This is a genomic window from Paludisphaera soli (assembly GCF_011064595.1).
In the GTDB taxonomy this organism is placed as follows: Bacteria; Planctomycetota; Planctomycetia; order Isosphaerales; family Isosphaeraceae; genus Paludisphaera; species Paludisphaera soli.
This window is the reverse complement of record NZ_JAALJI010000001.1, coordinates 717,189-743,197: the sequence shown is the minus strand read 5'-3', so window position 1 is coordinate 743,197 and position 26,009 is coordinate 717,189. Positions and strand designations below refer to the sequence as shown.

The window sequence follows — 26,009 nt, the reverse complement described above, 5'->3', positions numbered from 1 at the left end:
CTCTCCCGTCTCCGAGGAACGCCCACCGTGCCCGCCTCGCGATTCAAGGTCCGCGTCACCAAGGATTACCTGGTCTTCTCGTCGGGGCACTTCATCACCTTCGACGGCGACCATTGCGAGCGCATCCACGGCCACAACTACCGAGTCGCCGTGGAGGTCGACGGCGAGCTCGACCCCAACGCCTACGTGGTCGATTTCATCGCCCTCCGGGACATGACCCGTGCGATCGTGGACGAACTCGACCACCGCATGCTCCTGCCCGATCGGAGCCCGCTCATCGCCGTCGAGGCCGTCGGCCCCAACACGGTGGCCCGCTTCGGCGACCGATTCTGGAGCTTCCCCACCGACGAGTGCGTCATCCTGCCGATCGACAACACGACGGCCGAACGCCTCGCCGAATACATCGCCGGCCGCCTCCTCCAGGCAATGCGAGGCAAAGAGTGGGCCGACCCCCGAGCGGTCCGCGTCGAGGTCGAGGAATGCTTCGGCCAGTCGGCCGAGATCGAGCTAACCCTCTGAAACGAGGCCGAGCCGCTCCAGGCCCGATCGGCCGATGCGGCCGTCGTGGAGCGCCGAGCCGACGAGCACGGCCGACGCGCCGCAATCTCGGCATCGCTCGACGTCCTCGATCGTGGAGATGCCGCCGCCGACCGCGATCTCGGAGTCGGGATGCGTCGCGAGCAGGGCGTCGAGCAGCCCCGCCGTGCCCGTCCCCGAGCCTCGCCCGACGCGGCTCAGGTCGAGGAGGATGAGCCGACGGACGCCTATGCCGAGGATCCGACGCCCCAGGGCGATCGCGTCCGACTCGGGCCAGGCGTCGGCGGTCGGCGTGATCGGGCGGCCGTCGCGAAGGTCAAGGCTGACGATCAGTCGTTCGGGGCCGGCGACGGCCAGCGTCCGGGCGAGGGCGTCCGGCCCGTGCAGCGACTCCAGGCCGGCGACGACGTGAAGGCGCTCGATCGGCAGCAACCCGTCGAGATCGCGCTCATCGTGAAGCCCCGCGTCGAGCCAGAGATCCATCTCCAGGCCCGCCACCTCTCGGTAGAGCGCGAGATCGCCCCGGCGTACCGTGATCGCGTCGAGGTCGGCCAGGTAGACCGCGTTCAGGCCGAGTGCCTCGCGAAAGGACCGCGCCAGTTCCCGGGGGGCGGGGTCGGCGTGTAAGATGCTCCGCAACGGCCGATACCGCGCGCGGTCGCCGCCGATCGCATGCACGGCCCGACCGCCCAGGACGTCGAGCACCGGAATGAGCTGGAACATCGACCCCACGACGACCTCGCCCGTCCCCCGCACCGTCCTGATCCACGAGTTCGTCACCGGCGGCGGGATGGCCGGCGAGACCCTGCCGCAATCCTGGGCCAGCGAAGGCGCCGCGATGCGCCGGGCGCTCGCCTCGGAATTCGCCGCAGCCGCCACGCCGACCCGCGTCCTGGTCACCATCGACCCACGCCTGCCCCGCGACGACAAGCCCTGGGAGAGCGTCGAGGTCGATTCGCTCGAACGGCTGGAGGCTCTCGCCGTTCGGGCTGATTATACGCTCTTGATCGCTCCCGAGACGGGCGGGGTGCTGGAATCCCTGACCCGTCGCCTCGGCCGGACGGGCTGCCCGTTGCTGGGCTCCGAACCCGAGGCGGTCGCACTCACCGGCGACAAGGCCGCCCTCGGAGAATGGCTGGACCGTCAAGTGGTTCCGACGCCTCGCTCCGCGATCCTGGAAGTCGGGTGGGCGGTGCCCGACGGTTGGCCGTTCCCTTCGGTGGTCAAGCCGATCGACGGCGCGGGGAGCCTGGAAACTTATCGCGTCGACCGGCCGGACGAGTCGGCGGAGCTTGCGGGGGCGGGGGGGCCTCGCCTGCTCCAGGAATTCGTCCCCGGCGTCGCGATGAGCGCGACGTTCCTCGTTCGCGGGGGCCGGGCCCGGTTGATCGCTGTCGGCGAGCAGCGGATCGCGCTCCGCGACGGTCGATTCTCATACGAGGGTGGCACCCTGCCACGGCGATATCCCGAGGCCGTTCCGATCGCGAAGGCGGCCGTGGAGTCGATCGCGGGCCTTCGCGGGCTCGTCGGCGTCGATTTCATCCTGGACGTCGAGCACGGGCGGGTGGTCGTCCTGGAGATCAACCCGAGGCCGACGACGTCCTGCGTCGGCCTGGGTCGGGTCTTATCCCCGGGCCTGATCGCCGAAGCCTGGTTGGCCCCCGAGCCCGAGGAGTGGGATCGGCTGATGGATCGGATCGAGGTCGAGATCGACGCGGCCGCCGCCGTCGGTTTCGACGCGTCCGGTCGAACCTGGGCGGTCGGCGAATCGGTGGAGGCGGTCCGGTCATGAAGACCACCTGGCTCGCGATCGACGTCGGCGGGGCGAACCTGAAGGCGGCCCATTCGGACGGTTCCGCGCGATCGTCGCCATACCCGGTCTGGAAGCAACCCGAGCGGCTGGCCGGGGCGATCGCCGAACTGGCGTCGTCGTTCCCGCCGTTCGATCGCGTGGCGGCGACCATGACCGCCGAGCTTTGCGACTGCTTCGAGACCAAACGCGAGGGCGTGCTCCGGGTCGTCGCCGCGCTCTCCGAGGCCCTGCCGGGCCGGCCGGTCGCCTTCTGGGGGACCGACGGGCGGTTCCATGACGAGGCCTCGATCCGAGGCCGACCGCTCGTCGCCGCGGCTTCGAACTGGCTGGCCCTCGCGACCGTCGCGGCCCGATCGGTGGGGGACGCGCGAGGCCTCCTGATCGACGTCGGCACGACGACGACCGACCTGATCCCACTGGTGGGCGGCCGCGTCGCGGCGCGCGGTCGGACGGACCTGGATCGCCTTCAGAACGCCGAGCTGGTTTACGCCGGCGTCGCCAGGACGCCCGTCTGCTCGCTCGCGGTCGCGCTGCCGTTCCGGGGCGAGCCGACGGGCCTGGCGGCCGAGTTCTTCGCCACGACGCGGGACGTCTATATCACGCTCGGCGACCTGCCCCCCGACGCCGACGACCGCTCGACGGCTGATGGGCGTCCCGCCACCCTCGAACGGGCCCGGGAACGCCTGGCTCGGATGGTCTGCGCCGATCGCGAGTCGTGCACCCCTGACGAGGTGGAGGCCCTGGCGCGGGCCGCCGACGAGGCCTTGAGCGAACGGCTCGTCGCGGCGGCGGGGCGGGCCTGCGCGGCGACCATCGGTCGGCCGGAAGTGGCCGTCGTGTCGGGATCGGGCGAGTTCCTGGCCCGTCGCGTGGCCGAGGCGGTCGTGGCGCCCGGCGGCTCGATCCGTCCGCTCGGCGGGCTCTGGGGCGCGGGCGGCTCCGTCGCCGCGTGCGCGCACGCGTTGATCGAACTGGTGACGGGAAGGGGGCCCGGCCATGGCGTCGAAGCTTGAGGGTCGGCCCCTCCTCGTCGTGAAGGTCGGGGGAAGCCTGCTCGACTGGCCGAAGCTGACGGTGCGGCTGGAGAAGTTCCTGGACTCCGAAGTCGCGAGGGAAGGGGGGCCGAAACCGCGAGTCGTCCTCATCGTCGGAGGCGGTCCCGTCGCCGACGCGATTCGGGCGCTCGACGAGGTCCACGGCCTCAGCGCTAAGAGGGCCCACCGCCTGGCCCTCGGCGCGATGGACCTCACGGCCGAACTCCTCGCGGGCGGGCTTTCCGGGGGACTTTTGGTCCGCTCCCTGGGGGAACTCCCCGGGGCCTGGAAGGCGGGCAGGCGGCCGGTTCTCGCCGTGCGACGATACATGGAGGAGGTCGACGAGGCGGGGGACTCCCCCTTGCCGGTCTCCTGGCGGACGACGTCCGACTCGATCGCCGCCCGGATCGCCGATCGATTGGGGGCCGACCGACTGATCCTGCTCAAGAGCGCCTCGCCCGTCGCTTCGACGCGCCGCGAGGCGGCCGAGGTCGACCTGGTCGATCCGGTCTTCCCCGAGGCTTCGTCGCGGCTGGGCCGGGTGGAAGTCGTCGCCTTTCGCGAGCCGGACCGGCCGATCCGCACTCTCGAAGCGTGAACGCTTGACCGGGCGCGGGGCCTCGCGGACAATCGCGGTGCGGCCGGGATCGAGGTCGGGGCCGGAGAGGCTTCGCGGCGATCCGGCTCGGCACGTTTGAACCCCGACGCCCGGACTGGACGAATCGACGATGGCCCAACCTCGACTGGTCGCCCTGGACCACCCCGACCTGCCCCCGTATCCGTTGTCGCCCCGGCTCCGCTCGCAACTCGTCTATTTCCAGTCGGGGCCGGACGCTCCCGAGCATCCGGCGCACCTGGGCGAGGGCGAGTACTGGTTCGATCGCGATGAGGTCACCAAGTGGGTGATGGAGGGCGTCTTCTACCTCGTCTCGCCGCTCGACACCGAGAAGGCGACCGAGGTCGAGCTCACCGAGGAGCAGGATTCGCTCCTGGTCTGGCTGGAGACTCACAAGGTGCGGCACGCCCGCGTCGAGGAGTGAGCCGACGCCGCGGGCGGCTCAGGCGAGGATCGGCGTGACCAACTCGCCGTGGACGTCGGTCAGCCGCATGTCCCGGCCGCCGAAGCGGAAGGTCAGCCTCTTGTGGTCCAGGCCCAGGAGGTGCAGCATCGTGGCGTGGAGGTCGTACATCGCCACCTTGTCGACGACCGCGTGGTATCCGTAGTCGTCCGTCTCGCCGTGGGTCACGCCCCCCTTGATCCCGCCGCCCGCCAGCCACACGGTGAAGCCGAAGGGGTTGTGGTCGCGGCCGTCGCTCCCCTGGGCCATCGGCGTGCGGCCGAATTCGCCCCCCCAGAAGACCAGCGTGGAGTCCAGCAGTCCGCGCCCCTTCAGGTCGGCGAGGAGGCCGGAGATCGGCCGGTCCACCGCGCGGGCGTTCCGCTCGTGGCCCTCCTTCAGCTTGGAGTGCTGGTCCCACCGATCGTGCCCCACCGACGGGCAGAGGACCTCGACGAACCGCACCCCGCGCTCGACGAGCCGGCGGGCGATCAGGCATTCGCGGGCGAAGATCCGGGTCGGCTCGAAGGCGTCGTCCAGCCCGTACAGGCTCCGGGTGGCGGGCGACTCGCCGTCCAGCCGCATCAGGTCGGGGACCGCCGACTGCATCCTGTACGCCAGCTCGTAGTTGGCGATCGCGGCCTCCATCGCGTCGGGCCGGCCCTTGCGATCGGCGACGCCCCGGTCCAGGTCGCGGATCAGGTCGAGCTTGCGGAGCTGCCCGCCGGGCGCGGACTCGGCGGGGCGGATGTTGGCGACGGCCTCCGCGGAGGGGCGGAAGACCGAGCCCTGGAACGTGGCGGGGAGGAAGCCGTTGCTGAAGCAGTCCTGGCCGCCGGGCGGGATCAGGCCGCCGTTCAGGACGACGAAGCCGGGCAAGTCCTCGCTCTCGGTGCCCAGGCCGTACGTCGTCCAGGCCCCGTGGCTCGGCCTCCCCTGGAGGCCGCTGCCTGTGTGCAGGAAGTAGTTGGCCGCCGTGTGCTCGGAGAACTCCGAGGTCATCGAACGGATGATCGCCAGGTCGTCGACGTGGCGGGCGACGTGGGGAAACAGGTCGCTCACCGGGGCGCCGCACTCGCCGTAGCGGTTGAACTTCCACGGGGACCTGAGCACCGCCCCGACGTTGTTGAACTGGGTCGGAGCGGTCTTCACGGCGATGGGCTTGCCGTGCTCGCGATCGAGGCGGGGCTTGGGGTCGAACGTGTCCATCTGGGACGGGCCGCCGTCCATGTACAGGAAGATCACGCTCCGGGCCTTCGCCGGGTGGTGGAGGCCTGTCGCGCCAGCCGGGCCGGCCGCATCGGCGCCGAAGGCCGGCTCGCGCAGCAGCGCCGAGAGGGCCATCGCGCCGAAACCGTTGGCGCATCGGGCGAGCATGGCTCGGCGATCGATCGGGGCTGAGAAGCGGCCGCAATGCATGGAGAAGGCTCCGCGAGGACGCGCCCCGGCGATCAGTCGACGTAGACGAATTCCTTGACGTTGAACAAGGCGTGGCCGAGATCCCCCCAGACGGCCCTCGGAGAGGACGGCTCCGATCGCCGCCGAGCCGCCAGGAAGGAGACGCAGCGGGCGACCTCGTCGGCCGTCGGCGCTCGCCCGAAGGCCTGGCGATAGAGCCGGTCGATCCGCGAAGCGTCGGACGCGTCGGGCCCGCCTTCGGCCAGGAGCCGGGCCGCCCAGGAGTCGGCCAGATCCAGCACCAGCGGGTCGTTCAGGAGGGTGAGGGCCTGGGCCGGCACGTTCGAGGCGTGGCGACGGCCGATCGTCGTGAACGGCACGGGCGCGTCGAAGACCTGGAACATGGGATTCAGGAAGTTGCGCCTGACCTGGAGATAGAGGCTGCGGCGGCCGTCGCCGTCGAGAGGGCCGCTGGCGGCGGGGCGTCCCCGCCCCTCCATGAACGGCGAGAGGTGAGGCGCCACGCTCGGCCCGCCCAACCGCGAATCGAGACGTCCCGAGACGACGAGCAGGGCGTCGCGCACGGCCTCGGCTTCCAGGCGTCGGACGTTCATCCGGTGGAGCAGGGCGTTGGTCGGATCGGCCTGGTCCGCCTCCGTCGTCGATCGGCTGCTCATCCGGTAGGCGGCCGAGCCGAGGATCAGCCGGTGCACGGCCTTGATCGACCAGCCGCGACGGATGAACTCCGAGGCGAGCCAGTCGAGCAACTCCGGGTGGCTCGGGGCCTGGCCCATCGCGCCGAAGTCGTCGGTCGAACGGACGAGGCCCTCGCCGAAGTGCTGCTTCCAGATCCGATTGACCAGGACTCGGGGGAGCAGCGGATTGGAGGCGGCGTCGACCATCGTGCGGGCCAGGTCGAGCCGCCCGCTGCCGGTCGACGAAGCCTCCGGGGCGGCCCCGCCCAGCACGGCCAGGAGACGCCGGGGGACGGCTTCGCCCAGTGATTTCGGGCTCCCGCGAAGCATCAGGGACTCATCCTCCCCGTCGCCGTCGATCGCCGCGAGGGCCAGCGTCGGGTCGGGGAGTCGCGCCGCCAACTCGCGGTACTCGGCCAGCGTCGAGGCGATGCGCGAGGCCAGGGGGGAGTCGACGGCCTCCAATTCACGGAGCAGCGTCTTCAGGGCGATGTTTCGCGCCGCGACGGCCTCGGCGGGGCGGCCCGCGTCGTCGGACTCGCGGACCCCGAGCAGGGCGAGCCAGCCGCGACCGTCGACCGGGTTGGTCGTCGCCCCGGTGAACTCGGCCGCGGCGCCGTCGCAAGCCTCGATGTACGCGCGGTGCCCGATCCAGGCCCGGACGTCGAAGTTGATCCAGGCGGTCTCCTGAGAGTCCAGTCGGCGGGTCAGGCCGCCGTAGATCGGGTCTCGGACCTTCTCGAAGCCGTCGATCACGATATTGACCCGCGAGGCGACCCCTGACGCCAGGACCTGCAGAAACGGCTTCCCGATGGTGAACGTCGGCGAGCGGGCGACCCCCTGGAGTCGGTCCGCCGTCAGGCCGCTGTGGAGGGAACCTGCGGGGGCCTCGATCAGCCTCGAGTCGTCCTCGCGGAGGTCGATGCGGAACGCCGTCGGCCGGGTCGCGATCGCGAAGGCGTCTCCGGAGGCCTTCCAGGCGTGGAGGTCCGCCGGCGGGAAGTCGCCTGCCGAAGGTGGTGCCGGGATGGCTCGGCCGAGAACCGCCTCGACCTCGTCCCTCCGGGGCGATTCCAGGCGCGATGCGGCCTCGCCGAGCCGGTCGGCCAGGGCTCTCTTGCGGGCGTTCAGGTCCGCGACGATCGGGGCGATCCGGACGTCGGAATCCAGGAACGCCTGCTGGTGTCGAGTGCTCCGCAGGAAGCCGGCCAGAGCGTAGTAGTCGCGGGCGCTGATCGGGTCGAACTTGTGGTCGTGGCAGCGGGCGCAGCTCACGGTCAGGCCGAGGAACGTCTTGCTGAGCACGTCGATCTGGTTGTCGACCCGCCGCACCCCCTCGTCGCGGACGTCGATCGGCGAGTGGACCCCCTCGCCCAGCCAGTAGAAGCCGGTCCCCTGGATCGACTCGTTCGACCCGTCGGCCGGATTCCGGCGCGGCGAGGGGAGCAGGTCGCCGGCCACCTGCTCGACGACGAACCGGTCGTAGGGGAGGTCGAGGTTGAAGGCCCGAACGACGTAGTCGCGATAGCGCCAGGCGTTGAGCAGGTCGTAGTCGAACTCATGGCCCGCGGTCTCGGCGAACCGGACGAGGTCCAGCCAGTGCCGCCCCCAACGCTCGCCGTATCGCGGGCTCGCCAGGAGCCGCTCGACCAGCCGATCGTAGGCGTCGGGCGCGTCGTCGGATTCGAACGCCGCGACTTCCTCGGGTGTCGGCGGCAGGCCGATCAGGTCGAAGGTCAGGCGACGGATCAGGGTCCGCCGAGCGGCCTCCTCGGCCGGGGCCAGGCCGCGAGCCTCCAGGGCCGAGAGCAGGAAGAGGTCGATGGGGTTGCGCGGCCAGTCGGCGAGCGCACCCGCCACGGCGGGCGGCGACACGTCCCGGATCGGCTGGAAGCTCCAGAACCGAGCCCGACGGGCGAACTCCGAGGAGCCGTCGAGGCCCGCACGCACGGTCGTGGCGGCCTCCTTCGACTCCACGCCCCAGGGCACCCCGCGCTCGACCCACCGGGTCAGGACCTCGATCTCGGCCGGCGGCAGCTTGGACTTCGGCGGCATCTGGAGGTCGCCGTAGCGGATCGCCTCGACGAGCAGGCTGGACTCGACGTCGCCAGGCTCGACGGCGGGGCCCGTCGTCCCGCCCTCCAGGACGGCCGCTCGCGAATCCAGCCGCAGTTCGCCCTTCTGCTTCTCCGGGCCGTGGCAGCCGAAGCAACGCTCGACGAGGATCGGCCTGACCTGCTTCTCGAAGAACTCGACCATCGCGGGGTCGGCCGTTGCGTCGACCTCGTCGCCGCGGAGGGCTCCGTGCATCAGGCCGACGAGGAAGACCAGGGCCGGCCAGGGTGCTCGTCCTCGCATCATGGATCAGCCCCGAGAAGGAAGACGCGCATGGCCGCGCCGCCGAATGATCAACAAAGATCGTACAAGGAGAAGCAGAGTTCCGCCACGATTAGAATCGGAGATGGCGGTCGCGCGCGGTGATCTCCCACTCGTCCACGACCCGGCCGTCGACGACGACGAGGGCGCGGCGGTGCAGGGCGGAGGTCGGGCAGACGTGCGCGGGGATCGCCAGGAGGGGCTCGCCCAGGCGGAGGCGGTCGGCCGAGGGGGAGTCGAGGACGAGGTGCTCCTCGCTGTGGCCGACGACCCTCGCGTCGGGGAAGGCGGGGAAGAACGCGCGGGCGCCGGCGGGGTCGGCGGCGACCGCCTTGTGGCCGAGATCCAGGCAGACGCGGCCGGCGCGGGGGCGGCTCACCACGCGGGTCAGCAGCAGCGCGGCGGGCGTGAAGGGGAGGTCCGGGTACTTCGTCGCGTAGTTGTGGTCGTGGTAGATCACCGTGCCGGGCGAGCACTCGGCGCCGGGGGCGTGGAAGGCGGCGTGGACCGGGAACGAGGGCGTCCCCCCCAGCACCAGGCGGGGGGTCGGAAGGCCGAGGGCCGTCAGGCGGTCGCGGAACGCGAGCACGAGCGCCTCGACGTCCTGGGCGTCGCGGGTGCGAGTCGCCAGGTCGGGATCGTTGACGTGCCCGTCGTAGGCGTGGAGGCCGTCCGGCTCCAGGCCAGGGAGGCCGGCGACCGTCTCGTAGAGCCTGAGGGCCGACTCGCCCGGCTCGATCCCGGTACGGCCCATGCCGACGTCCAGGTCGACGAGCGTGGGGATCGGGCGGCCGAGGTTGCAGGCGGCCTCGGCGAGCGCCCGGGCCGCCTCGGGCGCGTCGACCGTGGCGCGGAAGGTCGTCGCGGGGAAGGCGGCGGCCAGGCGGACGAACCGGGCGACGTTCGGGCCGACCAGGGGGTACGCGAGCAGGACGTCCGGCGCGCCGGCCTCGGCCAGCATCTCGGCCTCGGCGATCGTCGCGCACTTGTGCTTGCGGACGCCTCGGCCCAGGGCCATCCGGATCACGTCGGCCGATTTATGGGTTTTGGCGTGAGGGCGGAGCCGGTCGACGCCGCCGGCGACCTGGATCATCGCCTCCAGGTTCCGCTCCAGGAGGTCGCGGAAGATCAGGAGCGACGGGCTCTCCAACGCCTCGGGCTCTTCCAGCCGGTAGGGCGGGCTTTCGATCATGGCCGGGCCCTCGGCGGCAGGAGGCCCGTCACCGCGGCGGTCATCGCGCGGACGCCGGCGGCGATGCTCGCCTCGGCTTCGGGGTGGTAGAGGCTCGAATGGAGGCTCGGCAGGTCCGTCCCCTTCGCCTCGGCCTCTTCGATCCGCTCGCGGGGCACGGTCCCGATCCAGAACATCATGATGGGCACGCCGTCGCGGGCGTAGAGCGCGAAGTCCTCGGCGCCCATGACGGGGTCGGTCAGGACCACGTGCTCGTCACCGAGGGCCCGCTTCAGGAACGGCGAGACCCGCTCGACGAGCGCCGGGTCGTTCGAGGTCGCGGGCGTAGTCCCGATGACCTCGACGCTCGGCTCCGGGGCCTTGTGGGCCTGCGCCAACGCCTTGACCCGGCGTTCGATCCCCTCGACGAGCTGGAGCCGGACCGACTCCTTGTAGGACCGTAGCGTGAGCTGGAGCTTGACCTCGTCGGGGACGATGTTGTGCTTGGACCCGCCGTGGATCGAGCCCACCGTGACGACGGCGGGGTCGATCGGCTGGACCTCGCGGCTGACGATCGTCTGGAAGTCCAGCACGGCCAGCGCGGCCAGGACGATCGGGTCAACGGTCTTGTGCGGGAAGGCGCCGTGGCCCCCCTTGCCGCGAATGGTCACGTCGAGCGACGTCGAATTGGCGAGCATCGGGCCCGGCCGGAAGTACACGTCGCCGACCGCGCCGTCGGCCTTGCAATGCAACGCGAGGGCGAAGTCCGGCTTCGGGAACCGCGTGTAGAGCCCGTCGTCCAACATCGCACGGGCACCGTCGATGGCCTCCTCGGCGGGCTGGGCGACCAGGACGACCGTGCCGGACCAGGCTTCCTTGTGCTCGGCGAGCCAGGTCGCGGTGGCGATGAAGCAGGTCATGTGGACGTCGTGGCCGCAGGCGTGCATCACGGCCACGTCACGGCCCTGGGGGTCGACGCCGCGGGCCTTGCTGGCGTAGGGGAGCCCGGTCTCCTCCTCAACCGGGAGCGCGTCCATGTCGGTCCGGATCAGGACGACGGGCCCGGGTCCGTTCTCCAGCACTCCGACCACGCCGTGACCGCCGACGCCGGGGGTCGCCTTCGCCCCCAGCTTCGTCAGCTCCTCGGCCATCCTCGCCGCGGTCTGCACCTCCCGCCGGGACAGCTCGGGGTTCCGGTGGAGGTGGGTGTACAGCCCCAGAAGAGCGTCCCGCTTCGCTTCGAGCCACGGGCCGATCGGCCCCGGCGCGGGGGGATCGGCCGCGTTGGACGCAAGGGGAATGGCGAGTATCAGGAATCCGGCGAGCAGGGCGGATCGCATGGCGGGGGCTCCCTCGGGGTTCGTCACTCGAGCCCGTGCTGCTTCTGCCAGGCGACCGCCTTGGCGTGCTCGGCCTCGGGGATCTTCCCGCAGCGCTGGAAGATCACGGAGAGGGCGGTGTAGCTGAAGGCGTCCTCGGGCTCCAGCTCGACGACCTTCTGGGCGTGCTCGATGGCCTTGTCGGCCTCGGCGAGGTCGGCGTAAAGCTTGGCGAGCATGCCGTGACCGATGGCGAAGGCGGGGTCGGCGGCGACGGCCTCTTCGAGCTTGGCGACGGCGCCGGGCTTGTCGCCCTGGTCGCGGAGGTCGACGGCCTGGTCGTAGAGCTGATCGGGGGTCGGCATGGGACGATCCTGCGGGGGAGGGGGTCGGCGGCGGCCGCGACGGAGACGGCCGCCAGGAGATCATTCTAGGCGGATGGGGCCGCTCCCGCCAGCGCGACGGGCAGGACCGGCCCGGTCGCGAGCCGAGGTTCCTCGCGTTTCGGACGGACACCGACTAGAATAAGAGAGGCGTCCCCGCGGCGGGGGCTCGGAGCCTGAGTACCCGAGGGGCGGACATGCTGCTGGCATTCACCGATGAAGGTGCGGGTCCGGTCGTAGTGCTCCTGCACGGTTTCCCCCTGAGCCGGACCATGTGGTCCGCCCAGATCGGCGAGCTGAGCCGCTCGTTCCGGGTCATCGCGCCCGACCTCCGCGGCCATGGCGAGTCCCCCGCCCCCGACGCCGTCTACACCATGGAGCAGATGGCCGAGGACGTGGTAGAACTGCTGGACGGCCTGGGGGTCACGGAGCCGGTCGTCGTGGGCGGGCTCTCGATGGGGGGCTACGTCGCCCTGGCCCTGGCGCTGAAGCATCCCGGGCGGATCCGGGGCCTGATCCTGGCCGACACCCGCGCCGCCGCCGACTCGCCCGAGGCGGCCCGCCAGCGCGAGGAGACGGCCGGGGCGGTGCTCCGCGCCGGCCACGCCGGCGTGCTGGTCGAGGCGATGCTCCCGAAGCTCTTCGCCGCCTCGACGATCCGGGAACGGCCGGCGGTCGTCGCCCCGATGCGCGCCGCGATGGAGGCCACCTCGGCCTCCGGGGTCGCCGGGGCGCTGCGGGGGATGGCCGGCCGACCGGACCGCCGCGAGGAGCTGAAGTCGATCGCCGCGCCGACGCTGGTGGCGGTCGGCGACCAGGACGTGGTCTCGCCGCCCGACGAGGCGAAGGCCATCGCCGAGGCGCTCCCGAACGCCCGGCTCGCGGTCATCCCGGGGGCGGGGCATCTCGCGCCTTACGAGAACCCCGAGGCGTTCAACGCGGCGGCGCTCGAATTCCTCCGGAGCCTGAGCTGAGGCGTCCTTCCTTCCAACGAGAACGGGTCCGGAACCGCACGTCGCCGGCGGATTTCGCGAGCGGCCCTCGAAACGGGTCCCGGGCGACGGCGGGGTGCATGGTCCATGCCTGATACGCGCGAAGAGAGCCTCGTGGCCACGGCGGCCGGGCTGCAAGATCTGGTCGATCACATCCGCGAGGAGGGCCGATTCGGCTTCGACACCGAATTCGTCTCGGAGGACACCTTCGAGCCGGTCCTCTGCCTGATCCAGGTCGCGACCTCGCGACGCCTGGCCGTCGTCGACCCCCAATCGGTGGGCGACCTGGAAGCCTTCTGGGCCCTGGTCCTCGACCCGGCGATCGAGGTCGTCATGCACGCCGCCGGCGAGGACATGCGGATCTGCCTGATGAGCACCGGCAGCCTGCCGCGTCGGGTGTTCGACGTCCAGATCGCCGCCGGCCTGGTCGGCTACAGCTACCCCCTCTCGCACACCAACATCGTGGGCCAGATCCTCCGCGTGACCCTCTCCGGGAGCGAGACCCGGACCGACTGGCGGCGTCGGCCGCTGACCTCGGCGCAGGTCCGCTACGCCCTCGACGACGTCCGCTTCCTGCTGGACCTTCAGGACCGCCTCACCGCCGAGCTGGACCGGCTGGGCCGCCGCGAGTGGGCGGAGGCCGAGTTTCGCGACTTCATGTCCTCGGTCGAGGAGCGGGCCGACCAGGACCGCTGGCGGCGGCTCCCCGGCCTCCATCAGCTCAACCGACGCGCCCTGGAGGCCGCACGCCGGCTCTCGGGCTGGCGCGAGGACGAGGCCCGTCGCCAGAACCGGCCGATGCGACAGGTCATGCGCGACGACCTCCTGGTGGCCGTCGCCAAGCGGATGCCGACCAGCCGACGCGACCTGGAGGCCCTCCGCGACTTCAACCGGCCGGGCCTCCTCCAGCGCGGCAATGAGATCCTGGCGGCCGTCGAGGCGGCGCGCGGCGTGCCCGACGACCAGCTCCCGGAACTGGCCCCCCGCCACGACGACGCCCCCGGCGCGTCCACGGTCGCCAACCTGCTGGCGGCGGCGCTGGCCCAGTGCTGCCTGGAGAACAAGGTGGCCGGCTCGCTCGTCGCCAACAACTCCGACCTGAAGCGGCTGATCCGATGGCGGCTGGACGGCTGCCCCGAAGGCCGCCTCCCCGCCCTGGCCGAAGGCTGGCGCGGCGAGCTTTGCGGCAAGCTGCTGCTGGACGTCCTGGACGGCCGCCGGGCGCTCCGAGTGGTCGACCCGACCAGCGAGTTCCCGGTGTCCCTGGAACCGATTCGAACCGAAGAGAAGGCTTGAGGATGACACGGATTCTGAGCTGCTTCAGCAATTGTTACGGCCCCGCCGGGGTCCGACCCGCCGTCGAGTTGATCCGCCAGGCGGGCATCGACCACCTGGAACTCGCCCTCCGCGGCCACGACTTCGGCGGCCTGGTGATCCCCGAGTCCGCCGTCGTGACCGAGAAGGCCGACGACGCCACAGCCCAGGCCTTCGTCGACCACCTGGCGAAGCACGAGGTCCAGGTCAGCGGCTGCAACGTCGGCGGGGCGGACATGCGGACCGACGAGGGGACGGCCCTCACCGAGCGCCGGATCCGGTTCGCCGCGAAGTGGTTCCACGTCCCGATCTGCGTCACGGGCGCCGGACAGCCGGCCGACGACGACCAGCGCCGGTCGGTGATCGCCAACCTCCGGCGGCTGGGCGACGTGGCTTCCGAGGTGGGGGTGACCCTTGCCCTGGAGACCCACAAGGGCCCGACCCAGAACGCCGAGGCCATGCTCGCCCTGATGGAAGACGTGAGCCACCCCCACGTCCTGCTGAACTTCGACACCGGCAACATCGCCTATTACAACGCGGGCGTGGACCCCTGCGACGAGCTGGAGAAGGTCAAGGAGCTCGTCCGCAACGTCCACGTCAAGGACAACCGGGGCGGCCTCGAAGAGTGGTACTTCCCGGCCGTCGGCGACGGCGGCGCGGTCGACTTCGCGCGGGTCCGCTCGATTCTGGACGGCGTGGGCTACCAGGGTGCCTACACGATCGAGATCGAGGGGATCGGCGGCGAACCCGAGCCGGGCCTGGAGGAGCGCCAACGGCGGATCGCCCGCAGCGTCGCGCACCTCAAGGGCCTGGGATACTGAAGCCACGCCCCATCTCCGGCATTCCCCCGCGTTGGCTCCAGATTTCCTCAAGCCCCAGCCTCGTCCGACCGATGTGGTCGAATACGGCACATGATGGACATCCGGGATACAAGAAGACGCCGCGTTCGGCGAACAACCTGACAACGGGTACGTCGACACTCGGTGGGGAGGCAGGGGACATGGGGCTGGATTTGGCCTTGGGCGCGGTCGTCCTGATCGCCGCGATCCGCGGCTGGCTGCGAGGCTTCGTCAGCCAGGCCGTGCGGATCGCCGGGTTCGTGGCCTGCTTCTACCTGGCCGACCCGGTGCGCGACCAGGCGAGGCCCCACGTCCTGGCCCGGCTCCCTAAGGTCGACCCGGCCCTGATGGAACGCATCCTCTGGTGGTGCTCGGCCGCGGCGTCGTACATCGTGGTCGTCGGCGTGACCATGCTGCTCATCAAGCTGGCGCGACGCCCGGACGCCACCGGGAAGGTGGAAGCCCGGCGCGACAACCAGTTCGCCGGCTTCCTCCTGGGCGCCGCCAAGGGGGCGTTGGTCTCCGTGTTCCTGCTCTCCGGCGTCCAGAAATACGCCGACGCCCTGGCCGGGCGGTTCGACTGGGCGGCGGGGGTGATGGAACGCTCCAGGACCCTCGAATGGAACCGACGCTACGAGCCGGCCCCGAAGATCTGGGAGTCGCCGCCCGTCCGTCGGTTCGTCGAGCACATCCAGCGCAACGGCCTGGGGGCCCCGCCCGACGCCGACCCGGGCGCGACCCCGATCCCGGCCGAGGCCTCCGACGGCCAGGTCGCGTCCGCCCGCATCCCGGAGGTCGTCCGGCCGACTCCCCGGCTGGAGATGCCGGACTTCGACGCGGACACGCTCGCCGACCTGGAGCGCTTCAAGGCCGAGCGCGACGCCCGTCGCTCGCGGTCCCCCGAGCCCGACTGGCGTTGACCGACCCCGCCGCCGGATTACACTCGCCGGCCGGAGGGAGCCCCGCGCGGGGCGATCGCGGGGCCTCGCGAGGGTCGGAAGGATGGCGGAGGTTCTCGGCATCGAGGGACGCGAGTCGACACGCCTCGCCCCGGCGTGGGGGCTCGTCCTGCTCGTCCTCGGCCTCTACCTGACCCTCAAGGGCTATCACAGCTTCGACGGGGACCAGGCCCACAGGCTGCCGATCCTCCTGCACGGGCTCGATCCTTCGGTCTACGCCGGCGACCCCTTCGTGCGGTCGTTCGACGCCTTCAACCCGCATCGCGGGACGCTCGGCCTGATCGGGACGCTGGCCCGAGTCCTCGGCCTGCCGGCGGCGATCGCCGGGTTGTTCGCACTGACCTTCTTGGTCACCGTCCGGAGCTTCCACCGGCTGGCGGTCGCCGCCCGGCCCGGAGCGACCGAAGCCGTGGGCTGGGCGGGCGTCGTCCTGCTACTGGCCGCGAAGGCCGGGAACATCGGCACCAACCACCTGTTCGAGGCCATGCTGCTGGACCGGCTGATGGCCCTGGCCCTGGGTTGGTGGGCCACGGCCGCCGTGGTCGTCGATCCGGGCCGGGGCTGGCGGACCGCCGCCATGGCGCTCGGGGGTGCGGCGATCGTCCATCCCTCGATGGGGCTTCAGCTGGCGCTGGTGCTCGCCGGGGCCTGGACCGCCTGGGCCCTGTTCCCGGGCCGATCCGCCACGTCATGGCGGCTGGCGATCCGGGCGATCGCGGCGACGGGACTGGCGATCGTGCCGGGCCTGGTCCTGAACCTCGCCCCGTTCGGCAACCTCCGCGAGGGCTTGCCCCCCGAGACTTTTCGGCTCCTGACCGTCGAGCTTCAGAGCCCCCAGCACATGCTCCCCCACCTCTGGCGACAGCCCCAGTGGCTGGCTGCGGTCGGATACCTGGCGCTGGCGGTCGTGGCCCTGATCCCCTACCGACCCGAGGGCGAGCCGACCGAGCCCACCCACGACGACGCCCCACGCTTCCGCCTGGTCCTGATTCTGGGCGTGGTGATGGCGTGGCTGGCGGCGTCCTGGGTGGCGGTGGAGGTCGCGCGGCACGTTGGGGCGACGGTCTTCCAGCCGTTCCGGGTTGCGACCTACGGGCGAGGGCTCTGCCTGGCCCTGGCGAGCGGCCACGTCGTCGCGCTCTGGCGGCGGGGCGACTGGACCGGACGCCTGCGCGCCGTCCTGATCCCGGCGGCCTGCACCGGGGACTGGCTGTTCGCGACGGTCGCCGCGGTCGAGGTCGTGATGACCCTCCTGGACTCGGCCGGCGATCGCGCGGGGCGTCGGGTCCGCTCGGCCGTCCTGCTGGGGCTGCTGGCCTGGACCGGGTCGTTCCTGGCGAGGCACGACACCGAGCGAGGCGAGCGGATCCTCGCGGGGGCGGCGGCCCTGGGGCTCGCGTTGTCGGTCGTTCCTCGGGGACCGGCCCGACCTTCCCTCCGATGGACGCCTCGGCGGTTCCGCCTGGCGACGGCCGCCGCCTGGGCCTTGCCGACGGCGGCGCTCGCGGCGGGGCTGATCCCGGCCGAGCACCCCTGGTCGGAGTCGAGACTCGTCCGGAGCCTGGTGGCGCGTTGCCGGTTCTCCCCGAGGCCGATCGACGACGTCGAGCGGCTGGCGTCGTGGTGTCGCGAGAACACGCCGACCTCGGCCCGGTTCGTGGGGCCTCCGGGTCCGAAGGGCTTCCGCCTGTGGTCGCGCCGCGACTGGGCCTTCAATCGGGCGGGCAGCCCGTACCACGCCGAGGGCATCCACGACTGGTACGAGCGGTTCCGCGACCACGTCGGCTTCGACGGCCCCCCCGAGGCGTTCGTCCGGGCTTACCTCGACGGCCGCCACCGGCTGGAGGCCCGCTACGACGCGATGACCGACGAGCAACTCGCCGATCTGGCGATCCGTCAGGGGGCGGATCACGTCGTGGCCGCGTCCGACCGCCCGGTCGACGTCGCGCGAGGGCCGCTGATCCGACTGCATCAGCAGGGCGAGTATGCGGTCTATCGCGTCCGATCCGAGCGGCTGGCCCAGGTCCAGAGGTAGCGGAGCCGATGGGTGAACGCGCCAGGGATGAGGCCCGCAAGGGCCTGCGCCTGGACGGCCCGCGGCCCACGCTCCGCGACGGCGAGCCGGGAGGCGTCGGCCGAGGCCAGGCTCACGAGCGTCTCGGAGCCGGCGCCCAGCGTCCAGCGGATCGCGGCGTCGTCGGCCGCCTGGATCTCGCCCGCCCCGAGGCGGACGTCGTAGGTCGCGGCGAGTCCGAGGACGGCGTCGCGGCAGCGGTCGGCCACGTCGAAGTCGAGGGTCGTCGCCCCATCGTCGTCGGTCGACACGGTGAGCACGGCCGAGAAGTGGTGGCGGTGCCGCAGTCCGGTCAGCAGCAACCGGACCCGACGCGGCTCGTCGTCGAACGGGTGGTGCTGCACTTCTTGATAGACCGGGCTGAGCACCCGGGCGGGGTCGTCCGAGGCCGGATCGCCCTCGATCGCCGCGACGAGGGGAGGGCCCTCGGGCGGGCCGATCTCGTGCGTCCAGCGATCGCCCGAACGACGAAAAACGATCCGGACGCAGGCCGTCCGGATCGTCACGAGTTCGTCGTCCTGTTCGAGGTCCCACGATGCGCCGGCCATGGCGGTCCGCGCCCCTTTCCGATGCGATCCCGGTCAGCCCGGCGGACGGGTCATTTCTTGCCGGCGTCGGCGCCCTTCTCCAGCTTCATCCGGAGGTACGACTCGATGAAGCCGTCGAGGCCGCCGTCGAGCACGGCGCGGGGGTTGCCGACTTCGTGGCCGGTCCGGGCGTCCTTGACCAGCTGATAAGGCTGGAGGACGTAGGATCGGATCTGGCTGCCGAAGCTGACCTCGCCCTTCTCGTCGTACTTCTTGGCGTACTCGGCCTCGCGCTTCTCCTCTTCCATACGGATGAGCTTGGCCTTGAGGTTGGCCAGCGCGATGGCGTCGTTCTTGTGCTGGGAGCGCTCGCCCCGGGACTCGGCGGCGACGCCCGTCGGCAAGTGCGTGTAACGCACGGCCGACTCGGTCTTGTTCTGGTGCTGGCCGCCGGGGCCGCCGGCCCGGAACACGTCGCGCTTCAGCTCGTCGTCCTTCAGGACGATGTCGATGGTGTCGTCGACCTCGGGGATCACGTCCACGGACGCGAACGAGGTCTGGCGACGGGCCGCCGAGTCGTACGGGCTGATGCGGACCAGGCGGTGCACGCCGGTCTCGCCGCGGAGGTTGCCGTAGGCGTACCCTCCCTTGATGTAGATCGTGACCTCGGCGACGCCCGCCGCCCCGCCGTCTTCACGGTCGGTGATCTGCGAGGTGAAGCCTCGGTTCTCGGCCCACATCAGGTACATGCGCATGAGCATCTCGGCCCAGTCGCAGGCCTCGGTGCCGCCGGCGCCGGCGTGGATCGTGACGATGGCGTTGCAGTGGTCGTTCGGGCCGCTGAGCATCGACTGCAGCTCGAACGCGGCGAAGTCCTTCTCCGCCTTCTCGGTGGCGGTCCGGACGTCGGCGTCGAATTCGTCGGTCTCCAGCTCGTCGGCCATCTCGATGGCGCCGGCCAGGTCGTGGGCCTGCTTGATGAGGTCCTCAAACGGCTTGAGGACGCCGTTGAGCGTCTTCAACTCGGCGATGACCGCCTTGGCCTTTTCCTGGTCGTTCCAGAACGACGGCCCTTCCATCTCGGACTGGAGGGCGTCGCGGCGAGTCTCCTTTTCGCCCAAGTCAAAGAGAGTCTCGTAAATGGATGATCCGATCGATCACGGCCTTGGCCGATCGCTTCAATTCCGCGTCCACGGCGAGACTCTCCTGGCAAAGGGGCGGGGCGGGCGGCCGGCGGTCTGGCGGGCAGGCGCGACGACCCGATAAACTCAGGACCATTAGAACCGAAGGCCCCGGCGGGAACCAGACCAGTCGCCGTCTCCCGGGGGACGGAGCGGGGCCGCGAGCATGACGTTACGACAGGACCGAAGGCCGGGCGCGGGGCGTCTGGCCCCCTCGCCGACCGGCGGCCTCCACGTCGGCCACGCGCGGACGTTCCTGCTCGCCTGGCTGGCCGCCCGACGCGCCGGCGGGCCGGTGATCCTGAGGATCGAGGACCTCGACGCCTCTCGGGTCCGCCCCGAGGCGGCCGACGCCGCCCTCGTGGACCTCCGCTGGCTGGGGCTCGATTGGGACGAAGGGCCCGACCACGGGGGGCCGCGAGGACCCTACGTCCAGTCGGAGCGTCGGGCCCTCTACGACGAGGCTCTCGACCGCCTCAAGGCCGACGAGCGGGTCTATCCCTGCACCTGCACCCGGGCCGACGTCGAGCGGGCCGCCGCCGCTCCCCACGCCGAGGACGAGGGGCCGACCTACCCCGGCGCCTGCGCGGGACGATCCGCGGCCGACGCCCCGGCCCTGGGCGACCGCCCGTTCGCCTGGCGGTTCCGGGTCCCCGCCGGACCGGTCGCCTGGGACGACCTGCACCTCGGCCGTCGCGAGGTCGACCCCGCGCGGCTCGGCGGCGACTTCCTCGTCGGCCGAAACGGGATCGGCCCCGGCTATCAGCTCGCGGTCGTGGTCGACGACGCGCTCATGGGCGTGGACCAGGTGGTCCGAGGCGACGACCTCGTCCCGAGCACGCCCCGACAGATCCTCCTCTACCGCGCCCTCGGCTGGACACCTCCCGATTTCGCCCACGTCCCCCTGGTCGTCGGGCCCGACGGCCGCCGCCTCGCCAAGCGCGACGGCTCGATCAAGCTGGCGACCCTCCGCGAGCGCGGCGTCGACCCCCGCCTCCTTATCGGGACCCTCGCCCAATCCTGCGGCTGGACGACGTCCGACGAGCCCTCATCGCCTTCCGACTGGATCGGCGCCCTCGACCTGGCGATCCTTCCCGAAAAACCCTGGACTGTCTCGTTCCCTTGAACGCGTACAGGTCCCCCTCGCCCCGTCCGGTCGCCCGGCTCGCGATTGGGTTCGTTTGCGAACGAAGCCAATTGGCGTTTTTGCCATAAGCATCATGTCGATAAGGTTTTGGCGAGTAATTCGGCGGCCGGAATTGGCTTCGTTCGGCGCGCTTTCGATGTCGCCGACCGCGCGGAAAACCGGGAGGGACGTCCGGTGGGGCGGGCCGGAAGACCGCGCCTGCCGGAAGTCCTCCATCCTCGATTATGGTCCGCATCGGGGGACTGCGACGGGCGAAAACGCGAAACCGCCCATTTCGACGCATCCGGACCGCGGGCCTACTCCGACGCCTGGAGGCGGATCCGGGGCCGCTGCGGCGGGGTGGCCGGAAAGCGGGCGCGATTCGGGGCGATCCGGCCGGCCGCGAACCTCGGCGAACGCCCGCGGAAGGGGGCCGGCCCCCGCGTCGGGGAGGGGGCCACGCGGGAGAGCGATCCGTCGCGGGAGAACCAGACGGGGATCGGGAGGCGGCCCATCAGGCGGACGGACTCCTCGCCCGGGCCGTCGAAGAGGACGATCCCCCGGAGCGAGCGGCTGGGGAAGCTCGCGTCGTAGATCACGCCGGTCCCGGCCTGGACGACCTGGACCTGCACGAAGCGGCCCCGCTGGGCTGGTCGTACCAGGATCTGGAGCACCTCGCCGGCCGCGGCCCCGCCGACGTCGAGCACCGACGGCGAGGGCCGGGGCCGGGGCGACGTCGTGGGAGGTCCCGGCTCGATCGCGGCCCGCGCGACCTCCTGGAGGACCGTGGGCGAGAAGTCGGCGAGGAAACGCGCGTCGCCCGCGTAGTAGGCCTGGATCGAGCGGACGCCGGGCGCCAATCCGGCGAGTTGGAAGCTGGCCCGCCCGTTCACCAGGGGCGCCGCCGCCAGCAGCGTCGAGCCGTCGAGCAGCCAGACGGTCCCCGTCGGGACCCCGTCGCCGGGATTCGCCGCCGAGACGATCACGGTGAAGCCGACGGGCTGGCCCACGACCGAGGCCGGCTGCGAGGTCGCGAGCGTCGCCGTCGCCGCCAGCGTGGCCGGGGCCAGAGCCGCCGGGCCCTGATAGGTGAACGTCTGGTAGGCCGGGGCGGCCTGGTCGTAGCCGTCCACGTCGAGGGCCAGGCTGCCTACCCGATAGGAGTGGCCCGAGATCAGGGCCGAGGCCGGCAGCCGCAGCCGCCACGAGATCGTCCCCTCGGCCGTGAGCTGGATCGGCGAGGCGCTCGCGATGAAGTGGAAGCCGTTCCAGTAGAGTCCGGTGTCAAGGTCCTGGACGCTGACGAGCACCCCCTTCACGGCCGAGGCGCCCCGAGGGCTGGAGGCCGTCCCGCTCAGGCTGTTGGTCACGAGCGGGCCGACCGTCCGGCCCCCCGCCGGATAGACCGGGGTCGAGGATGCGGGGGAGGCGTCCAGGCCCTGGAACGTGAAATCGACGTCGGAGACCCGGTGCCAGGCGTCCGCGACGGTGACGGCCCGCAGGGTCGGCGTGCTGGCGCCGTAGCCCCCCGGCGTCTGGATCGCGACCCGGTACGAGCCCGGCTCCAGGTTCAGGAAGCCGTAGCGGCCGCGGGAGTCGGACCGGGTCCAGAGCTCGCCCGGATCGAGGCGGCCGTCGCCGTCGAGGTCGAGGAACACCGTCGCGCCGGCGAGGGGGGCGGCGGACCCCCGGGCGGCCACCGTCCCGACGATCGACGCCGACGGGGTCAGCTCGTAGTTGATCGAGGCAGGCCGGCCTCCGGTGTAGGTCGCCGCGGCGGCCGCGGGGGCGTCGAGCTTGTAGCCGGCCGGCACGATCAGGCGGATCACGAAAGAGAGCGGGGAGCCCGGGCTCGCCGGCTGGTCGCTGCGGAAGGCGTAGCTCCCGTCCTCCCGCGTGACGACCTCCTGCGAGGGGGTCGCGGGGAGGTTGTTCGGGTCGGCCCCGTAGAAGATCTGCACGGTCGCGCCGGCGACCGGCCGGCCCGCCGCGGCGACCTGGCCCGTCGCGACCGGATCAAAGGTCACCGAGGACGAGGAGACCGCGGAGAAGACCGGCGGATTCCAGCCGTCCTCCACCATCGCTTAGATGTAGTAGGAGCCGACGAAGGCCCGCGACGGCTTCCAGTCCAAGGCGGCCGCGAACGAGCCGTCGGCGGCGACCGAGAGCCCCCCCTTGATCGGGCTCGCCGCCCCCAGGAAGATCCCCTGGCGGCCGGTCGGCGAGGTCGTCGCGTAGAACGAGACCGTCAGGTCGTCGGCCAGCGGGGCCGCGATCAGGCCGGTGACCGAGAGGGTCGTCCCGTCCATCGCGAGCGCCGGGCCCGCCGTCGCCGCGGAGACCTGAGGCTGGCGGAACATGAACGAGTTGGTGGCGGTCGGCGTCGCGGAGGTCCAACTCGACCCGTAGAGGAGGGCGTACTCGCCGGCCGGCAGCGTCTGGCCCCCGGTCGCCTGGATCAGGACGGCGATCGTCGTCGGGGTGTCCTGGCGGATGATGAAATTCGCGGTGACGTTGGTGCCCGGGAACGTGAACGGTTGCGGGGTGTTCAGCGGGGAGAGCGTGGGGGCCAGGGCGAGGACCCCGGTCATCCTGCCGGCCGTCGCGGGGGGGAGGAGGAGGAAGACGTCGCCGGGGAAGTTCGCCGACGGGCTCGTCATCAGAAGCGAAACCGTCGTCGCCGCCGGTGGGACGTGCAGGACCGAGGAAGGGACCAGCCCCGAGATCCCCTTCGTGAAGTATCCCGAGACGTACTGCGGGCCGTACTGATTGTTGACGTTGTTGGGGGGCAGGCTGAGCTGGTCCTCCACCTGCTGCACGCCGTCGTCGCCGATCAGCGAGAACGAGCCCGAGTCGATGCTGCCGTCGATGGCGTACTCGAAGCCGACCGACTGGTCCCATCCCAGGATCGAGATTGTGTCCCAGGCCGCGATGAAGCCGCTCGGGGAGCCACCGTCATTGAGGTACTTGAACGCGAAGTTCATGCTGGCGATCGTGTCGCCGCCGATCACGGGGACGGCCTCGGGAACCTCGACGGACGCGGAGGCGACGAGCAGGAAGTCGCCGCCGCTGTCGAACTGGACGGTCCCGTACAGGTCGAAGACTCCGTCGAGTAGGCTGAGGGACGCGGTCAGCGAGTAATCCCCCGCGCCCCAGTCGGCCGTCAGCGAGCCGGTGCCGGACCCGATGATCCCGTCGGCCACCGTCACCTGGACGTCGGTGAGGGTCAGCTTGCTGGCGTCGATCAGGAAGTCGCCGCTCGCCGAGATGATGGCGACGGACTGGCCGTTGATCGTGACGTGCGGCCCGTAATCGACGGCGATCGACCCGGCGATCGTCAGGACGCCCGTCGCGATGTTCTCGATCGTCGTGGAAAAGCTCGTCAGGAACAGCCCCGAAGGCCCAAGCTCGATCCCCTGGCTCGTCCCGGCCGCGTATTCGACCCCGATCTGGTCCACCTCGCCGTTGAGGAAGTCGATCGAAGCGCCGACGCTCCAGCCCCCCGAGAAGGCCAGCACCAGCGAAGCGTCGAAGGTCGTGCGCGCGGGGGTCTGGTCGAAGACAAGCTCGAACTGGCGGATGGTGGCCGCGCCGAGGGGGACGTCGCTGAGGTCGAGCTTCAGGCCGTGGAGCGAGACTGCCCCGCTCGCGGTGTCGATCTGGATGCCGCCGTGATCGAGGTCGGCCGAGGTCTCGAACGCGCCGGCCAGCTTCACCTTCAGGTCGCCGACGATCTCCACCGTCGAGGTCGAGCGCGAGTACGACACGTGCAGGTCGCGCGGCGCGATGTTCAGGCCGAACAGGCTGAACGAGCCGTTCAGCGTGACGTCGACGTCCTCGACGACGCCTTCCTCGACGACCAGGCCGGGCTGGGCCCTGTCGCCGAGCGTCGCCGCGACGCCGTCGAAGACCCGGTCGTTGGTACCGTCGAACGCCTGCGAGGCCGAGGTCAAGGAGACCTGCCCGTACATGACGAACCGATCGATCGACTTGCTGGGATCGTTCTGGTATTCGAAGACGAGCCCCGGGGACGCCAGCGTCAGGCCGAAGAGGCTGAACGAGGCGTCCACCGTCATGTCGAGCCGGGTCAGGTCGCCGTCGACGATCACGAGCCCCGCCGTCGAGCTTCCGCCCGCCGTGCCGCCGAACTCCACCGAGACGTCGTTCGGCTTCGTCCCGTTCGCATCGTCCTGGACGAGCTGGAAGCCGGCCCCGCCGGTCATGGTGAAGGTCGAGGACGCCTGCGTGAAGGTCATGACGAGGTCGTCGGCGGTGAAATCGAGCGAGGCGACGGTCACCGCGCCCTGCACCGCCATGTCGAGCGACTGGATCGAGCCATTTTGGAAGACGAGCCCGGCCGTCGACCTCCCCTTCGACGTCGAGCCTCCCCACGCGACCTGGACCGTGGAGCCCGAGGCGGTGAACGTCGTGGAGCCCGTCACCGTGAAGACGTCGTTCCCCCCGGTCGAGGCGTAGGCGATGCTCAGGTCGTCGGCGTCGAAGGTCACCCCGCCGATCGCGACCGATCCGTTCAGCGTCGCGTCGACGCCTGTCAGCGAGACGCCCGAAGCGGCGATGACGACCGAGTTGGGTCCGTCGACGGCCACGGTGAGGCCGGCCACCGACAGAGTCCCCTGGAGCTGGATCTGGGGAAGGTCGCCCGCATCTTTCGCCAGCCGGATCCGGCCCAGTTCGAAGCCGACCCCCGCCACCTGGAACGTCAGGCCGTCGGCGTCCGCCAGCCCCTCGTCGAGCAGCGAGTCGAGGTCGAAGTCGTTCGAGCCCTGGAACAGCGGGATCGAAGCCCCGGACAGGACCGCCGAGACCTGGCCGTCGACCGAGAACGAGGGGTCGGCGTCGGCGTCGACGGCGACGCCGCCGGTCAGTTGCAGGATGGGGGTGAAGACGCCGGCGCCCGGCTCGAATCCCACCGCCACCGTCCCCGTGGACGAGTAGGTCGTGCCGCTCTGGTTGAATCCCCCGAGGGCCACGAACTGCAGCCCGTCGACCGTGATCGTCGAGGCCGTCAAGAGCCGACGATCCTCGAGCTGTTCCAGAAGGCAGGCCGCCCGCGTGCGGCGATTCGCCTTCGACCTCGACCGGGGGACGGATCCTCGACGCCCCGCGACCCCCAGGGGGGAACGGCCTCGACTCGTAATCATGGAGGTTCGTCTCGTTGGGATGACGGCGCCCGCACGCTCCCGGCCCAACCC

21 protein-coding genes are annotated in these 26,009 nt (G+C 71.3%); 11 read left to right on the top strand and 10 right to left on the bottom strand.

Annotated elements, in window-relative coordinates; genetic code table 11:
* Window positions 1-27: 27 nt before the first annotated feature.
* Window positions 28-519, top strand: coding sequence for a 6-pyruvoyl trahydropterin synthase family protein (locus G6O68_RS02725; protein WP_165244485.1), 492 nt, complete (start codon window positions 28-30; stop codon window positions 517-519).
* Here G6O68_RS02725 and G6O68_RS02720 read toward each other — a convergent pair.
* On the bottom strand, window positions 508-1,260 hold the full coding sequence (locus tag G6O68_RS02720) for a HisA/HisF-related TIM barrel protein (RefSeq protein WP_165244483.1): 753 nt from the start codon (window positions 1,258-1,260) through the stop codon (window positions 508-510). The two genes, G6O68_RS02725 and G6O68_RS02720, sit on opposite strands and share 12 nt — an antisense overlap.
* Here G6O68_RS02720 and G6O68_RS02715 point away from each other — a divergent pair.
* The 4 genes from G6O68_RS02715 (at window position 1,247) to G6O68_RS02700 (ending at window position 4,424) form a co-directional block, all read left to right on the top strand.
* Window positions 1,247-2,329 (top strand): ATP-grasp domain-containing protein, encoded by a 1,083-nt coding sequence (locus G6O68_RS02715; RefSeq protein WP_165244481.1) that lies wholly within the window; start codon window positions 1,247-1,249, stop codon window positions 2,327-2,329. The two genes, G6O68_RS02720 and G6O68_RS02715, sit on opposite strands and share 14 nt — an antisense overlap.
* Window positions 2,326-3,363: a hydantoinase/oxoprolinase family protein gene (locus tag G6O68_RS02710; protein ID WP_165244479.1), complete on the top strand. Its 1,038-nt coding sequence runs from the start codon at window positions 2,326-2,328 to the stop codon at window positions 3,361-3,363. Before G6O68_RS02715 ends, G6O68_RS02710 begins: the two co-directional genes overlap by 4 nt.
* Window positions 3,347-3,982 (top strand): amino acid kinase family protein, encoded by a 636-nt coding sequence (locus tag G6O68_RS02705; protein ID WP_165244477.1) that lies wholly within the window; start codon window positions 3,347-3,349, stop codon window positions 3,980-3,982. Before G6O68_RS02710 ends, G6O68_RS02705 begins: the two co-directional genes overlap by 17 nt.
* A gap of 130 nt (window positions 3,983-4,112) precedes the next feature.
* A complete protein-coding gene (locus G6O68_RS02700) occupies window positions 4,113-4,424 on the top strand; it encodes a hypothetical protein (protein ID WP_165244475.1) in 312 nt (103 codons plus the stop codon).
* A gap of 18 nt (window positions 4,425-4,442) precedes the next feature.
* On the opposite strand, the gene G6O68_RS02695 is transcribed toward G6O68_RS02700, so the two are convergent.
* The 5 genes from G6O68_RS02695 to G6O68_RS02675 form a co-directional block, all read right to left on the bottom strand.
* On the bottom strand, window positions 4,443-5,861 hold the full coding sequence (locus tag G6O68_RS02695; protein ID WP_165244473.1) for a DUF1501 domain-containing protein: 1,419 nt from the start codon (window positions 5,859-5,861) through the stop codon (window positions 4,443-4,445).
* Window positions 5,862-5,893: 32 nt separating this feature from the next.
* Window positions 5,894-8,896, bottom strand: a complete 3,003-nt coding sequence (locus G6O68_RS02690) for a PSD1 and planctomycete cytochrome C domain-containing protein (RefSeq protein WP_165244471.1) — start codon at window positions 8,894-8,896, stop codon at window positions 5,894-5,896.
* Window positions 8,897-8,984: 88 nt separating this feature from the next.
* On the bottom strand, window positions 8,985-10,103 hold the full coding sequence (locus tag G6O68_RS02685) for a D-TA family PLP-dependent enzyme (RefSeq protein WP_165244469.1): 1,119 nt from the start codon (window positions 10,101-10,103) through the stop codon (window positions 8,985-8,987).
* The gene (locus G6O68_RS02680) at window positions 10,100-11,422 is read right to left on the bottom strand and encodes an amidohydrolase (protein ID WP_165244467.1); all 1,323 of its coding nucleotides are present in this window, start codon (window positions 11,420-11,422) and stop codon (window positions 10,100-10,102) included. The genes G6O68_RS02685 and G6O68_RS02680 overlap by 4 nt, the downstream gene beginning before the upstream one ends.
* 23 nt (window positions 11,423-11,445) lie before the next feature.
* Window positions 11,446-11,766, bottom strand: a complete 321-nt coding sequence (locus tag G6O68_RS02675) for a hypothetical protein (protein WP_165244465.1) — start codon at window positions 11,764-11,766, stop codon at window positions 11,446-11,448.
* A gap of 215 nt (window positions 11,767-11,981) precedes the next feature.
* Here G6O68_RS02675 and G6O68_RS02670 point away from each other — a divergent pair, with 215 nt between their 5' ends.
* The 5 genes from G6O68_RS02670 to G6O68_RS02650 all read left to right on the top strand — a co-directional run bounded on the left by G6O68_RS02670 (window position 11,982) and on the right by G6O68_RS02650 (window position 17,923).
* On the top strand, window positions 11,982-12,758 hold the full coding sequence (locus G6O68_RS02670) for an alpha/beta fold hydrolase (RefSeq protein WP_165244463.1): 777 nt from the start codon (window positions 11,982-11,984) through the stop codon (window positions 12,756-12,758).
* Between the two features lie 105 nt (window positions 12,759-12,863).
* Window positions 12,864-14,072, top strand: a complete 1,209-nt coding sequence (locus G6O68_RS02665) for a ribonuclease D (protein WP_165244461.1) — start codon at window positions 12,864-12,866, stop codon at window positions 14,070-14,072.
* A gap of 2 nt (window positions 14,073-14,074) precedes the next feature.
* The gene (locus G6O68_RS02660; RefSeq protein ID WP_165244459.1) at window positions 14,075-14,911 is read left to right on the top strand and encodes a sugar phosphate isomerase/epimerase family protein; all 837 of its coding nucleotides are present in this window, start codon (window positions 14,075-14,077) and stop codon (window positions 14,909-14,911) included.
* 179 nt (window positions 14,912-15,090) lie between these two features.
* Entirely contained in the window at window positions 15,091-15,849 is a 759-nt protein-coding gene (locus tag G6O68_RS02655; RefSeq protein WP_165244457.1) for a CvpA family protein, read from the top strand.
* Window positions 15,850-15,931: 82 nt separating this feature from the next.
* Window positions 15,932-17,923 carry a DUF6798 domain-containing protein gene (locus tag G6O68_RS02650; protein ID WP_165244455.1) on the top strand — a complete coding sequence of 664 codons (1,992 nt, stop codon included), beginning with the start codon at window positions 15,932-15,934 and terminating at the stop codon, window positions 17,921-17,923.
* Here the strand turns inward: G6O68_RS02650 and G6O68_RS02645 are convergent.
* Both G6O68_RS02645 and prfB read right to left on the bottom strand, forming a co-directional pair.
* Window positions 17,881-18,510 carry a hypothetical protein gene (locus tag G6O68_RS02645; protein ID WP_165244453.1) on the bottom strand — a complete coding sequence of 210 codons (630 nt, stop codon included), beginning with the start codon at window positions 18,508-18,510 and terminating at the stop codon, window positions 17,881-17,883. The genes G6O68_RS02650 and G6O68_RS02645 overlap by 43 nt on opposite strands.
* A 50-nt stretch (window positions 18,511-18,560) precedes the next feature.
* A protein-coding gene (gene prfB, locus G6O68_RS02640; protein WP_240910984.1) for a peptide chain release factor 2 occupies window positions 18,561-19,683 on the bottom strand; the annotation gives its coding sequence in 2 pieces (ribosomal slippage) (window positions 18,561-19,613 and window positions 19,615-19,683; 1,122 coding nt in all).
* A gap of 153 nt (window positions 19,684-19,836) precedes the next feature.
* Here prfB and gluQRS point away from each other — a divergent pair.
* Entirely contained in the window at window positions 19,837-20,796 is a 960-nt protein-coding gene (gene gluQRS / locus G6O68_RS02635; protein WP_165244449.1) for a tRNA glutamyl-Q(34) synthetase GluQRS, read from the top strand.
* Between the two features lie 317 nt (window positions 20,797-21,113).
* Here gluQRS and G6O68_RS02630 read toward each other — a convergent pair whose 3' ends face one another.
* Complete coding sequence (locus G6O68_RS02630; protein WP_165244447.1) at window positions 21,114-22,877, bottom strand: Ig-like domain repeat protein; 1,764 nt, start codon at window positions 22,875-22,877, stop codon at window positions 21,114-21,116.
* Between the two features lie 3 nt (window positions 22,878-22,880).
* Window positions 22,881-25,826 (bottom strand): hypothetical protein, encoded by a 2,946-nt coding sequence (locus G6O68_RS02625; RefSeq protein ID WP_165244445.1) that lies wholly within the window; start codon window positions 25,824-25,826, stop codon window positions 22,881-22,883.
* Window positions 25,827-26,009: the final 183 nt, after the last annotated feature.